At 52.4% G+C, this 13,652-nt stretch carries 11 protein-coding genes and 1 pseudogene; 4 read left to right on the forward strand and 8 right to left on the reverse strand.

The genetic code is table 11. From position 1 onward, the window contains the following. From NZM04_10025 to NZM04_10040, 4 genes and pseudogenes are all read right to left on the reverse strand, one after another. Positions 1 to 909, reverse strand: a 909-nt coding sequence (locus NZM04_10025) for a hypothetical protein (GenBank protein ID MCS7064355.1), incomplete at its 3' end; no start/stop codon positions are given. Next, complete coding sequence (locus NZM04_10030; protein ID MCS7064356.1) at positions 837 to 1,538, reverse strand: fibronectin type III domain-containing protein; 702 nt, start codon at positions 1,536 to 1,538, stop codon at positions 837 to 839. The genes NZM04_10025 and NZM04_10030, both read right to left, overlap by 73 nt. A 1,116-nt stretch (positions 1,539 to 2,654) precedes the next feature. Then, a pseudogene (locus tag NZM04_10035) lies at positions 2,655 to 3,401 on the reverse strand (fibronectin type III domain-containing protein). Positions 3,402 to 5,098: 1,697 nt separating this feature from the next. Continuing rightward, a complete protein-coding gene (locus NZM04_10040) occupies positions 5,099 to 6,982 on the reverse strand; it encodes a glycoside hydrolase family 13 protein (protein ID MCS7064357.1) in 1,884 nt (627 codons plus the stop codon). A 153-nt stretch (positions 6,983 to 7,135) separates the two neighbouring features. Here NZM04_10040 and NZM04_10045 point away from each other — a divergent pair, with 153 nt between their 5' ends. The 3 genes from NZM04_10045 (at position 7,136) to hisS (ending at position 9,673) form a co-directional block, all read left to right on the forward strand. Beyond that, the gene (locus tag NZM04_10045) at positions 7,136 to 7,834 is read left to right on the forward strand and encodes an SDR family oxidoreductase (GenBank protein ID MCS7064358.1); all 699 of its coding nucleotides are present in this window, start codon (positions 7,136 to 7,138) and stop codon (positions 7,832 to 7,834) included. Between the two features lie 259 nt (positions 7,835 to 8,093). Then, positions 8,094 to 8,465: an integration host factor subunit beta gene (locus NZM04_10050; GenBank protein ID MCS7064359.1), complete on the forward strand. Its 372-nt coding sequence runs from the start codon at positions 8,094 to 8,096 to the stop codon at positions 8,463 to 8,465. Between the two features lie 5 nt (positions 8,466 to 8,470). Beyond that, positions 8,471 to 9,673, forward strand: coding sequence for a histidine--tRNA ligase (gene hisS / locus NZM04_10055; GenBank protein ID MCS7064360.1), 1,203 nt, complete (start codon positions 8,471 to 8,473; stop codon positions 9,671 to 9,673). Positions 9,674 to 9,784: 111 nt separating this feature from the next. On the opposite strand, the gene sufT is transcribed toward hisS, so the two are convergent. Together sufT and NZM04_10065 are read right to left on the reverse strand one after the other, a co-directional pair. Then, positions 9,785 to 10,333 carry a putative Fe-S cluster assembly protein SufT gene (gene sufT, locus NZM04_10060; GenBank protein MCS7064361.1) on the reverse strand — a complete coding sequence of 183 codons (549 nt, stop codon included), beginning with the start codon at positions 10,331 to 10,333 and terminating at the stop codon, positions 9,785 to 9,787. A gap of 28 nt (positions 10,334 to 10,361) precedes the next feature. Further along, entirely contained in the window at positions 10,362 to 10,871 is a 510-nt protein-coding gene (locus NZM04_10065) for a ferritin (GenBank protein ID MCS7064362.1), read from the reverse strand. Positions 10,872 to 11,433: 562 nt separating this feature from the next. Between NZM04_10065 and NZM04_10070 the strand changes: the two genes are divergently transcribed. Beyond that, positions 11,434 to 11,928 carry a hypothetical protein gene (locus tag NZM04_10070; protein ID MCS7064363.1) on the forward strand — a complete coding sequence of 165 codons (495 nt, stop codon included), beginning with the start codon at positions 11,434 to 11,436 and terminating at the stop codon, positions 11,926 to 11,928. 94 nt (positions 11,929 to 12,022) lie between these two features. Here NZM04_10070 and phoU read toward each other — a convergent pair whose 3' ends face one another. Both phoU and mdh read right to left on the reverse strand, forming a co-directional pair. Then, entirely contained in the window at positions 12,023 to 12,688 is a 666-nt protein-coding gene (phoU, locus tag NZM04_10075) for a phosphate signaling complex protein PhoU (GenBank protein MCS7064364.1), read from the reverse strand. Between the two features lie 21 nt (positions 12,689 to 12,709). Next, on the reverse strand, positions 12,710 to 13,630 hold the full coding sequence (mdh, locus tag NZM04_10080) for a malate dehydrogenase (protein ID MCS7064365.1): 921 nt from the start codon (positions 13,628 to 13,630) through the stop codon (positions 12,710 to 12,712). Between the last annotated feature and the right edge of the window lie 22 nt (positions 13,631 to 13,652).

The following is a 13,652-nucleotide window of genomic DNA, read 5'->3' on the forward strand; positions in this document are numbered from 1 at the left end:
GTGTAAACGGGCGCTTTTGTGGATAGAAAGTTTGGCGATCAGGACATGTGAGAGGATCGGATGAGGGGAAGGAGGTTGGCGTTTGGGGGAGGCTGGGGCAATCTTTTCCTTATGCTTTCGGTGCTTGATATGCGAGCGGAGGATGGGGGGCTTGAAGGGGACGTTATCGGAAGTCGCAGAGGCGATATTGAAAGATTCTGGAGCGATATTGGAAGTTTCTGGGGCAGTATTGGAAGTTTCTAGCGCGATATTGGAAGTTTCTGAGGCGGTATTGGAAGATTCTGGCGTGGCATTGGAAGTTTCTGGGGCAGTATTGGAAGTTTCTAGCGCGATATTGGAAGTTTCTGGGGCGGTATTGGAAGATTCTGGCGCGGTATTGGAAGATTCTGAGGCGATATTGGAAGTTTCTGGGGCGATATTGGAAGTTTCTAGGGCACTATTGGAAGATTCTGGCGCAATATTGGAAGTTTCTGGCGTGGCATTGGAAGATTCTGGGGCGGCATTGGAAGTTTTAAGGGTGAGAAAAAGGGGTGATGGGAGGAGAGAAAGGGGTGTTGCGCGAGGTATCGGACTCGGTTGGTGAAGTATTCCGAAAGGGAAAGGGGTGGGACATAAGGCTAAGGCTTTGTTTTTTTTGGATTCTAAAAAGCGGTGTTGCGCGAGGCAAAAGCCTCGCTTGACATCGCTCTCCAAAGCAAGCGGCGGCGCATGGGGCGGGCGCCGGATTGGGCTGCGGCACTCTAAAAAGCGGTGTTGCGCGAGGTAAGGGCTTCGGTTGACATCGCACTCCAAAGGTGGTGTGCGGGGGATGTTTTCGGTTTGTCGTGGTCGATGGGTTATGGGTTTTCGGTGATTCGGACTCGTGCGAAGCGGCGGGGATTTTGGGTGATTGTCTGGCTGTCTTGCCATAGGACGCGTTCCCATTGGGTATTGATGGGTATGATGAGTAAGGCGGAGCCGCCTGGGGTGTAGGTTTGGAGGTCGTTGGTGAATTCGACTTGGTAGGTGATGCCAGGGGTGGAGGTGGCTCTTCGCCGGATGAATTCGAGGGTGAGTTTTTGGGTGGTGGTGTCGATGTAGACGTGGGGGAGGCCTTTGGTGCCGGTGGATGGGGTGATGGGGACTGCGGGGTCGGTGAGGTTGAGGTTGAAGGCGAAGCGGAGGAGGTTGGGGACGCCATCGGGTGCGGTGGCGAGGCTGGCAGAGGGGCCGTTGGGGGATGTGGTGCCGTAGTTTTGTAGGCGCCATTCTTCGATGCGCTTGAGGGTGGCTGAAGAGGTGGTCATGGAAGGGGGCGAGGAGCCGCCGGTGTTGACGGCTTTGACGCGGTAGTGATACCAGGTGTTGGGGGTGAGTTGGGTGTCGGTGTAGTAGTTTTGGGATGGGGGTGTGGTGGCGATGGGGGTCCAGTTTTGGAGGTCGGTGCTTCTTTCGATGTTGTAGGCTGTGGCGGAGGTGACGGTGGTCCAGTAGAGGGAGATTTGTTCTGCGGATGAGGCGTTGCTGACGAGGAAGGCTGGGGCGGTGGGGGGAGGCATGAGGGCGGTGACGATGCAGAGGTTGTCTATTGCCCAGGGGTCGTGGGAGGCGGAGCTGGGGGTGTTTTGGCGCCAGCGGATGCGAGTGGAGGGGGTGATGGCGGCTGGGGGGAGGGCGACTTCGATGTCGGTCCATTGGAGGTGGTGGGGGAAGGAGATGGGGAGGGTGGTGATGTGGTGCCAGGTGGTGCCGTTGTCGGTGGAGTATTCGAGGATGACGGATTTGGCGGCGTCGGCGTTGTCCCAGTGGGTTTGGCCGTTGAGGATTTCGTGGCCGGCGCGGAATTTGAATTTGAGGTAGCCGAGTTGGTGGAGGTAGATGGGGATGGTCTGGGCTGAGCGTTCGCCGGCTGCTCCAAACCAGAGGGCTTTGCCTTGGTGGAAGCCGTTGCCGCCGTTGATGGCGGAGCCGCCGGTGATGGTTTGCCAGAGGGTGGAGGAGGCGTCGGGGTCAAAGGTGTCGGTGTGGATGCAGGTGACTTGGGTGGGGGTGAGGGTGACTTCGTTGGATTCTACGCTGCCGTAGGGGTTGGAGGCGATGATGCGGTAGGTGTAGGTGTTGTTGGGTTGGACGGTGGTGTCGGTGTATTGGGTGGTGGTGGGGTTGTTGAAGGTGGCTAGGGTGGTCCAGAGGGTGGAGTTGTTGGTTTTGCGTTGGATTTCGTATAGGGTGGCGGCGGAGACGATTTTCCAGTGGAGTTTGATTTGCTGGGGGGATTCGATGAAGGCTTGGAGTGAGGCGTTGTGGGGGCCTGTGGGGAAGGGGGTGTAGATGTTGGTGGTGACGGGCGGGGATGAGCCGAGGCTATTGTGTGCGGTGAGGCGGTAGATGTAGTTTACGCTGGATGAGATGGGCATGTCGAGGTGGGAGGTGGCTGAGGTGGTGATGACGTGTGTCCAGGGGCCGTTGTGGCTGTAGGAGCGCTCGAGGGTATAGCTGGTGGCAGTGGGCACGGGTGTCCATTGGATGTGGAGCCAGTTGTAACCTATGTATGGGGTGGTTATGAATTCTGGAGAGGGTGGGGGTCCGTTGGGGGTGGTGGCGCTGGCGGTGTTGCTGGGGAGGGAGGTGCCGAAGCCGTTTTGGGCAACGACGTGGTAGTAGTAGGTGGTGAGCGGGGCAAGGCCTGTGTGGGTGTAGGTAGTGGCGGTGGAGTTAACGGTCTGGACGAAATCCCATGGTCCGTTGGGAGTGAGGGAGCGGAAGATGTGTTGCATGAAGATGCCTGGGGGTGGGGTCCAGTTGAGGGTGATTTGGCTTGTGGAGGGGGTGGCGGTGAGGTTTTGTGGTGGGCTGGGGAGGCCGTAGGTTACGGCGACTTCATTTGATGGGGGGCTGAGGAGGTTGCCATTTTTCGCGATGACTCGGTAGTGGTAGGTGAATCCAAGGGTTACGTTGGAATCAGAGAATGTGGTATTGTTGATTGTATTGGTTCCGATCTGCGACCAGGTGCCGTTTGGGCCGATTTTTCTTTGGATGATGTATTCGGTCTCGCCGCTGATGTCGTGCCACTGTAGTTGCGTCTGATTTGCGGATATAGTGGCATTCAGGTTTTGTGGAGCCTGGAGATTGGGCGGGGGGAGGATGTTAAAATCTGAGTCCAACACATAGAAGGTGGTGGAACCGTTGATGAAAGAAATACCGAGGAGTTTGTTGTTGGCGAGAGAGAATAGTTTACATGGTGTCCCGGGATATACTTTGGTCGGGCCGAAGGAATAATTTTGCCCGACGAATTTTTGAAAGAGGGATTGATTATTATCTGAAAATCGGAGTGTATAGATGTCGTTTCCTAGCCAAGCAACGTCTACGATTGGGAAAGGAAGGACTGTGGGGAGTAGATTCAGGGTAGTAGGATTCAACATATGTCCAAAATTATCCACAAGGAGACTTCCGTCTGGAGCTATACGCAAGAAAGGTGAGGAGAGGGATGAGGAATACCAATTCAAGGATGTGGAATAGATAGTGTCTGTAATCGATCCATCCGTATCTATGTTGATCTTCTCTGAATAGATTTGGTAGTATGGTGCAGCTACCCTAGTATAGAGTCTTTTATTTATGGGGCACCATGTATAGGGATAGGAATGATCATTTGTGGAGGTGGATACGAGTGAACCGGAGGAATTGAAGACAACTTTTTTCGCATTAAGTGGATACATCTCAGGAACGACTACGAGATGAGTTCCAACGGGGATCAATGCTTGTATGTAAAAATAAAAGTTGATAAATGGGAACGGAGTGGGATTCGGGTTGTTTAGATCAATTTTATAGACTGACCCTAGGGAGAAAGATAAAATCAAATATATGCAATGAAGAGAAGGTGAGTAAGTCACTTGCATGGGGTGTCCATTAAGTGGTATCGGTTGAAGATATTGTTGAGAATTTGTAGACCATCGATGTATGGCCTGTTGCTGAGAGTCTACAAGGTATAAGATGCCGTAGTTGTCTAGGAAACTAGGATGTTTTATGCCACTTGTTGATATAGAAGGTTGTGAAAATGGAGGAGGAACTATCGATGCAAAAGGAATAAATTGAGTGGATATTCCAAAGGGAGGTGAGGAAGGGGAGGAATAGAACAGTATTACTTCTTGGTTATGAGCAAAAAATGCGGTGGGAGTTTGATTGAGAAAAAGTCCCCCTACAGGTAAGAAAGACTGATTCAAACGGACTAATCGGTTATCCGGTGTGCGAACAATTAAATGGCCGTCGGAGCTGAAGGCGGCGTCTAGGATTGCTGCACCTAGGCCTGAGACGTAGTTTAGATTGGAGGTATTGTAAGCTACACTGCCATCTTGAATGATGTATGACTGACTTGGAGATAGCCATGTTTTAGTGCCTATTGGAAATTTACCGTCATGAGGGTCATGAATTATAGAAGTGATGTTTCCGGAGGCATCGAGATTTATGCTACAGATTGCTTTCTGATAGGAGTTATGACTTATTAATGCAAAAAATTTATTGAGAGTGGGTGAGTATTTAGAAAAGCCGGTGTATGGATGGTCAGCGTTGTATGTTTGTATGACGTTGAGGTTGGACTTGTTAAGGACCACAAAGACTCCTTTGTCGTTGGTATTTTCGTAGTATATGTAGAGGGTATGCTGGGCAATTATGACATCCTTAATTTGTTGCTGAGCAGAATATACAAGTGTGTGGGTTAAGTTATTATTAGTAAACCTATATACGCTGCCACCGTAAACAATGTAATAGTTGTCTGAATCCACATTGAATTTGGATGGTGTGCCATATCCATTCGGAAGTTGTATAGCAGCCAGCCACTGCTTAGTGGCGAGGTCGTAGCGGAGGATGCGGGCGGGGGAGCTTTGGAGGAGGTAGGCGATGTGTTGGTGCTGGAGGGAGTCAACGATGGTGGCTGGGGCGTTTTTTAGGGGGATGAGGAGGCAAAGGAGGGTAAGTAGGGTAGGTTGGATGGGGATAGTCTTGGGGAGCATTAATGAGGGGAGGTTAGAGTAGGGTGGAGGTTGTTTGTCAAGCTTATTTTTGGGGCAGGTCGGGGTGGGGCTTTTTTCCATTGCTGGGGGATGTTTTTTTGGGGGGGAGAGGTCTATGGGGATTTGAGGATTGTGGCGGAGTGGGGGGCGAGGGTGAGGGTGGGGGGGAGGATGAGGAGGGGGCGGCGGAGGCGAGCGTCGCCGACGGTGTAGAGGATGGTGGCGGAGGATGGGGCTTGGATTTTGGATAGGGGAAGGGTGACAGGTTGCTTCGAGGTGTTGAAGGCGACGGTGAGGGTGTCGGTGTGGTGTTTTCTTTGAAAGGCGAAGGTGCGTGTGGCGTCGTCGATGTAGGTGACTTCGAAGGTGCCGCGGCGGAGGGAGGGGTGGCGGTGGCGGAGGTGGGCGAGGGTGCGGTAGTGGCGGTGGAGGTGTAGGTCGGGGGCGATGGGGTCGGGTGTTGGGCGGCGGGTGCCGTCGGGGAGGTAGCTTTCGGGTTCGTAGGTGTATTCTGGCCAGAGCATGGGTTTGCGGCAGCAGGGGTCGTTGGCGCCGTGGAGGCCGACTTCGTCGCCGTAGTAGATCATGGGGGCGCCGATGTAGGTGAATTGGAAGAGGGTGAGGAGGCGGATGAGGCGTTTTTCGTGGGGGTTGGGGGGGCGGTGGAGGTAGGCGGGGTTGGTGGCTTTGGATTGCTGGAAGTAGGTGGGCCAGTCGTGGTAGTGGCCGAGGTTGCGGTTGACGGCGTGGGAGGCGAGGCGGTTGGTGTCGTGGGAGCCGAAGAGGTTTTGCATGACGTAGGCGACGGATGGGGGAAGGGTGCGGCGGAGGTGGGCGAGGCGGTCGAGGAAGGCGGTAGGGGTGAGGGCTTGGGCGTCGTCGCGGAGGAAGAAGGCGGCGCAGGCGAAGGCGAAGTTGTAGTTCATGACGGCGTCGAATTCGTCACCTTGGAGGTAGGGGAGGAGTTTTTCGGGGGGATCGATGATTTCTGCGGTGAGGTAGGCTTGGGGGTTGATGGATTTGACGAGGCGACGCCATTGTTTCCAGAATCCGTGGGGGATGCAGAAGGCGACGTCGAGGCGCCAGCCGTCTATGCCGTCGGAGGGATCGCCGTCGCCGTCGGGGTCCATCCAGCGGCGGGTGGCGTGGAAGATGTATTGGCGCGGGGCGGGGGCGATGTTGTCGTCGATCTCGAGGATTTCGGGGAGGGTGTCGTGGCCGAACCAGCCGCGGTAGGTGAAGGGGGTGCCGGTGGTGTCGTCGCGCCAGGATTCGACGATGAACCAGTCGCGGTAGGGGGAGAGGCGCTGGTTTTTAAGGAGGTCTTGGAATGGCGGGGATTGTTTTCCGAGGTGGTTGAAGACGCCGTCGAGGATGATGCGGATGTTGCGTTTTTTGGCTTCTTGGAGGAGGCGGAGGAAGAGGCGGTCGGCGGCGGTCCAGGACCAGGTGGAGGGGTCGTGGAAGGTTTCTTTGGCGATGAGGGCGAGGTCGCCGGCGGGGTCGGGGCCGAAGTGGGGGTCAACGTGGTGGTAGGAGAGGGCGTCGTATTTGTGGTGGGAGGGGGAGTGGAAGATGGGGTTGAGGTAGATGGCGTTGATGCCGAGGTCGGCGAGGTAGTCGAGCTTCTGGAGGATGCCTTGGAGGTCGCCTCCGTAGCGGCGGCGAAGGATGTGATGAAAGAGGGGGCGGTCGGGGTGGGCTTTTTCGTGGGGTTGGAGGGCATACCAGTCGGAGGTCCAGGGGTGGATTTGCCATGGGGGAGAGGTGTCGTCGGGGTAGGCACCGGCGAGGGAGTCGAGGGTGGGGTCGTTGGAGGGGTCGCCGTTGTAGAAGCGCTCGGGGAAGATTTGATACCAGATGGCGTCTTTGGCCCAGTCGGGAACGGGGAAGTCGGGTGGGGTGGGGGATGCGTTGGGGACTTCAGAAGCAGGCATGGTTCGGAATATGGAGCAGAGGAGGAGGTGTAGAAGGATATTTTTGGGGTGTGGATGCATTGGTCAGGCGAGGATGAGGTGCGGTAGGGGTATTGTGCAAGAAGATAATGTGAGGCATATGGGCCATAAGGGCCTTTCAGTGGGCGATTGAGCGAGAGCTTGGTGAGAGAGAGGAAATTTGAAAAGAGTGGTTTTGTGGGTAGGTTTGCAGGTATGAAGTTGACAGGAAGAAGGATTTTGGTTGTGGGGGGGAGTCGGGGGATCGGGGCGGCGGTGGCGCGCGGGGCAAGGGATGCGGGTGCAGAGGTGGTGGTGGCGTCGAGGACGCGTGGGAATTGGGATGGGGAGTGGTGGGAATGGGATGTGACGCGTGAGGATGGCGTGCAGGAGGTGGAGGGGAATTTGGATGGTGTGGTGTATTGTCCGGGGAGTGTAGTGTTGAAGCCGTTTGGGAGTCTGCGTGGGGAGGTGTGGCGGCAGGAATGGGAGCTTAATGTGATGGGGGCGGTGCGTGTGTTGCAACGCTGCGAGCGTGCCCTTTTCCGCGGTGAGGGCGTGGGGAGTGTGGTGTTGGTGAGTTCTGTCGCAGCGGGAGTGGGGATGCGCTATCATGCGTGTGTGGGGACGGTGAAGGGTGCTGTGGAGGGGTTGGGGCGGAGTCTGGCGGCTGAGTGGGCGCCTAGGGTGCGTGTGAATGTGGTAGCGCCGTCGTTGACGAATACGATGCTTGCGGGGCGGCTTTTGGAGACGGAGGAGAAGCGGAAGGCGGTGGCTGAGCGGCATCCGTTGACGGGCTATAATGAGGCGGAGGATGTGGCAGGGATGATATTGTTTTTGTTGGGGGATGGGGCGCGGCGTGTGACGGGTGAGGTGTGGAGGGTGGATGGGGGAGTGGGGGCGGTGAGGGTGTAGCGGTGTGGTGAGGGGTTGGTGGGGGGGCGTGGGATGTGGTCTAGATGGGGGGGAAGGGGTAGGAGGTGTAAAAAGGGGGATGGCGGGAAGTGGCGGGTGTGTTGTTAATTTTGATGGGGTCTTTGGAAGGTTTTGAGGCGGGGTATGGGCTGCAGTTGCTTTGATTGATGTGATCGGATAAATGACGTAAGAGGCTTGCGGTGTGGGGTTAAAAAATTTGTTGCTTTTATAGCGGAATATGTTACTGAAATATGGTGGTATGAGTAACTTAACGAAGCGTGATTTAGTTGTTAGGATTAGCAATGAGACGGGACTTGTGCAGCATCAAGTGTTGGAGGTGCTTCAGCGATATTTTGATGCGATGATTGAGAGTTTGATTGCTGGGCGGACTGTGGAGTTGAGAAAGTTTGGGGTGTTTGAGATTAAGTGGCGGAAGGCGCGTGTGGGTCGGAATCCGAATAAGCCTGAGACGGATATTGTGATTCCGCCTCATCCTGTGGTGAAGTTTAAGCCAGGAAAGATTTTGAAGGAGAAGTTGAAGGAGATGGCTGCTCAGGGGCCGAAGCCCGAGGATGGAGGGGGTAAAGGCGACGCGTCGCAGTCCTCCGAGCAGGTGGCTGCTTTGGGCTAGTGCGGATGCAGGCGTTGCCGGGTTTTAGGGATTTTTATCCGGAGGATTGTGCGTTTCGTGAGGGGATTGTGGCGACATGGTGCGAGGTGTCGCGGCGGTATGGGTTTGTGCGTTATGATGCTCCTCCGCTGGAGCCGCTGGAGCTATATACGCAGAAGTCTGGGGGGGAGATAGTGGGGCAGCTTTATCATTTTGTGGATAAGGGGGGACGAGCGGTGGCGCTGCGGCCGGAGATGACGCCGAGCTTGACGCGGATGGTGGCAGCGCGGTATCGGGATTATCGGAAGCCGATGAAGTGGTTTTCGGTGCCGCAGGTGTTTCGATACGAGCGGATGCAGCGTGGGCGGCTGCGGGAGCATTTTCAGTGGAATTGCGATATTATTGGTGAGGCGGGTTTGCAGGCGGAGGTGGAGCTGATCGCGTTGGTGATCGATGGGTTGCGGGCGTTTGGGTTGGGAGAGGATGATTTTGTGGTGCGGTTGAGTGATCGTGTTTTTTGGGCGGATTTTTTGAGGAAAAGAAATGTGCCAGAGGAGAGGTGGTATGAGGTTTTCCAAGCCATAGATAAGTGTGAGAGAGAGCCGCGGGAGAAGACAAGTGAGAGGTTGGGGGTGTTGGCCGATGAGGTGATGAGGGTGATAAATGAAGGGGCTGCGAGCGAACGCCTCGATGAGGTGGAGGCGGGCTTGGCGCGTAGGGGGCTTGGCGGGTATGTGAGGCGAGATTTTCGGATTGTGCGAGGGCTGGCGTATTATACGGGTGTGGTGTTTGAGGTTTTTGATCGAGGCGGCGCGTTTCGGGCGATTGCTGGGGGGGGTCGGTATGATGAGCTTTTTGCGAAGCAGGGAAATGAGTCGGTGCCGGCAGTGGGTTTTGGCATGGGGGACGTGGTGCTGGGAGAAATTTTGCGGCTGAAAGGATGGAAGGCAGACAGGCGGATGGGGGTAGATGTTTTTATTTTTGTGGAGGATGAAAAGTTTCGAGCTGATGCCGATCGCTGGACGCAGGCGCTGCGGGAGAATGGGCTGTGCGTGGATGTGGCGTTGAAGGCGTCGAAGATTAGCAGGCAATATGAATTGGCCGAGGAGCGCGGAGCACGATGGGGAGTGATGTTCGATCAGCAAGGAGTGTTGCTGAAGAATTTGGTCTCTCGGGAACTGAGGCGTGTGAATGAGGTGGGGGAGGTGTTGGCTTTAGTTCGTTTATGAGCGTCGTTGGGGTTGTGTTAGTGTGATTGGAACGGCGAATGGATGAGGGAAGGTCGCCGTTGTTTTTAATGGATTAATGTATCATGAGGAAGAAATTAAAGACGTGGAGGATTAAGCGATTCCGAGTTTTTTTCGGCCTTCAGCTGAAATGCGAGAAGGGTTCCAAGGAGGGTCCCAAACGACTTCCACCTGAGCTCGATGAACTCCTGGTAGGGCTGCGATTTTCTTTTGGGCATCGTTAGCAATAACTGGTCCCATTCCGCAGCCGGGAGCTGTAAGCGTCATTTTGACATGAACGACTGCGCCCTCGGGTTGCTGCTCAAGAGTGAGTGCATAGATCAGCCCTAGATCAACAATATTGACGGGAATTTCAGGATCGTAGCAAGTTTTCAAGACCTCCCAGATATCGTTTTCTGTGATAGTCGTTGTCGTGCCGACTGGGGTGGGAGAAGTTTGAATCCGTGCTTGTTTGCCTAAGGCGTCGGCGTCCTCAGCCTCTATACGAAAAAGTCCGGGTTGATGCGGCACGATGACAGTGTATGTGCCGCCGAGAGCTTGCGTGATGAGAACTGACGTGCCGGCCGGCAGATGAATACTGCTGCCACTAGGGATTTGTATAGCCGTGACATCTCGAGTGAGCGTAATCAAGTTTTCTGACATAACCCAATTCTAAATCTAATCTAGAAGATCAATCTTTATCGTGTTGGTTTTCTTGATTTTTTCGGGCAAGATACTGCTCTACGTGAAGGAGTCCGCCTTCTCCTGCACGTTGCACAACTTTCAATAAATGATCCATTGTGGCGACCTCCTCGAGTTGCTCCTCAATGAACCATTGCAGAAAATTTTGTGTAGTATAGTCGCTTTCGGAGATGGCAACTCGAAGGATGTGATGAATCTGTTGAGTCACTTCCTTCTCTCGCTGAAGGCTGAGTGCTATTGCCTGCTCGGCAAATTGAAACTGACATATAGGCGCTGGTATAGCCGGAATTGCGGCGCGCCCGCCTACGTCGATGACATATTTCAAAAACTTGTAGGCATGTCCCCTCTCTTCGTCAGATTGTTTATAGAAGAAAGCCGCAAGCTCTGGAAGGGCCTCAGCCTCGAAATGCGCAGCTATCGCTGTGTATTGAAGCGAGGCAGAAAACTCATTCCCTATTTGTTGATTTAGCAAATCCAAAACTTGTGATGAGGTAAGCATATGCTATAATTCTACTCTAACATTTCAAACTTGCAAATCCTACTCACCTTCTGCGAAAAAATATAAAACACAATTCAACAATAGAAAATCTCAACCAGGCCGAGCATTCATCGAGAAAAGCCACTTGTAATGGAAAATTTTCTGCGCCGATTAACCCTTCATAATGTTAGAAACACCCTCTTGCGCCTACCATTTGAAATTCGATCTCAAATCAGCTCTATCACATTTTATGTTTTTCCATCACCCATTCCGAATATCCACAAAGGAGTCAGTCAAGATACGTTAGGCTTATTCCAGGGAACCACTATGCTGGAGAGTTTTCAATGCCCAATGGATCAACCTCCAAGTATAACTTTATTTTTCATTAATATCTGGAACTACGCGGATCAAAATTTAAGACGATTCCATAAAGAAGTTGCGTTAACTCTACATCACGAAATAGGGCACTATCTGGGATTGGATGAACTTGATTTATCAGATCGTGGGTTGGCTTGAGGAAACAAAAAATCACGATAAATTCAGAGTTGCTATTCATAAAAAATTTTATAATGTATAAATCGCTATGGACATCACAAAACTAACACCGAAACAGTTGCAAAATATCCTTCGACTAATGAAGGAAAAAGAAGCGTTACTTGCGAAGATAGCTGCAATCGACGAGCAATTAAGAGCATTAAGTGCCTCTGATGAAACGCATTTGGAGAATACGACAGCATCTAGAGCGTCTAGAAAAAGACGTTCCAAGAGAAACACACGGATAGGAAAAGCCGTGCAGGCTAAGCGAACTGCGAATAAGAAAAAGTCACTACCTTTGAAAAAACTAATTGTTGATCTCTTACAAACCGCAGGCCCAGAAGGACTCGCCGTAAGAGATATTGCAGAAAAGCTAGGTGTTCCTAACAATAATATCTTCAGTTGGTTTTATACGACGGGGAAGAAATTTTCTAATATCATCAAAGTCGGCGATGGTCGATTTGCATGGCAAGTCTCCAATCCTTCCCCAGAATCAACTCCCACCTCTGAACCAAACTCGATCCCACAGCCCCCTGCAAACTAAATCAAAGAATAAGACTAGGCTCGATTCGAGTTATACATACAAAGTTGAAGCCTTAGATTTTTTCAGGGCTTTTTTATCCTTTCGATAAAATCACCTAGTCGGTTTTAGATACAAGCTGCTGGTGACGGATATCCGTGCCGAGGTGAAGATAATAAACTTCTTCGGCAATGTTTTTTGCATGATCCGCTATTCGCTCAATGGACTTAGATACCGTCATCAAATTCAAGGCGCGTGTAATTGTCGCCGGCTTTTCAATCATGTAGCTTGTGAGCTCTCGCGCAAGCTGTTTGTTTATGGCGTCCACTATCTTATCCCGCTGAATAAGCTTTTGCATCTCATCGGGTTTTTCTCGGATAAACGCTTGCAAAGCATCACGTAGCATCTCTTGTGCGAGTGAAGCCATCCTCGGTATGTCAATGAGCGGTTTAAGCGGTGGTTCAGCGTTAAGTTCTACTGCGCGTCGTGCTATGGTTACCGATTCATCACCGATACGTTCAAGGTTACCGCATATACGCGTAAGGACGAGCATCAGTCGACAATCTTTAGCAACTGGAGCATGCGTAGCAATATATGTGACTACCATCTCCTCTATAGAAACCTCTAAACGATCGATCTCTGAGTCATCGGCTTGAACTTTTTCGGCAATCTTATCATCTCGGTCTACTATCGCCTTGACTGATTCCTTGAGGCTACGCTCGGCGAGGCTAGCCATAAGAAGAAGCTCCTCCTTGAGCTTACTTAGAAGCTGTTCAGTAGCCATAAGTGGCCGATCATCCTATCATCAAAGATTCAGCTTTTTAATGCTTTGCGCCACATGAGCCGCGCTAGACTGCAGTTGAGAAAGCTCCTCAGGAGTAAGCTCCAATTCGATTACCTTCTCTACTCCATTGCGCCCTAATATCGCAGGCACTCCGACAAACTGATCCCTAATCCCATACTGACCCGTACACCATGCAGCTACAGGCAGAACCCTTTTTTCATCACGAACGATAGACTGCACCATTTGCACCGTAGCAGCGGAGGGAGCATAATATGCACTCCCCTTTTGAAGTAGCTTAACAATCTCAGCCCCTCCGTTTCTCGTGCGCTCTACAATCGCATTCAGACGTTCAGCTGTGATTAACTTATCCACAGAAATCCCACTAACAGTAGTATAACGAACAAGGGGCACCATATCGTCACCATGGCCCCCGAGAACCATGGCTTGAACATCCTTGTGAGCAACGTTAAGTTCCATCGCTACAAATGCTCGAAATCTGGCTGAGTCAAGCACCCCTGCCATCCCCATAACGCGATGGCGTGGAAATTCCGTCACAGCTCCCACGAGATACGTCATGACATCTAACGGATTGCTCACTACAATCACTATAGATGTAGGGGCATACTTTTTAATGTTTTCCGCTACGCCCCTGACAATCTCAGCATTTTTATACAACAAATCATCTCGACTCATACCCGGCTGGCGCGGAAGGCCGCTAGTTACAATCACGATATCCGAGCCTTCATAGTCAGCAGGATTATTTGTGCCGTAAATTTTTACCTCAAATCCCTCTAGGCATGCACTTTGCATAATGTCAAGCGCCTTACCCTGAGGCATCCCTTCAATGATGTCGTGTAGAACTACGTCTCCTAAATTTTTTTCTACTATTCTTTGTGCTGTCGTTGAGCCAACAAAACCCGCACCGACTACTGTTATTTTCATAGACAGACTTTACTATGGTGTT

The organism is Candidatus Methylacidiphilales bacterium (assembly GCA_025056655.1).
Classification (GTDB): domain Bacteria; phylum Verrucomicrobiota; class Verrucomicrobiia; order Methylacidiphilales; family JANWVL01; genus JANWVL01.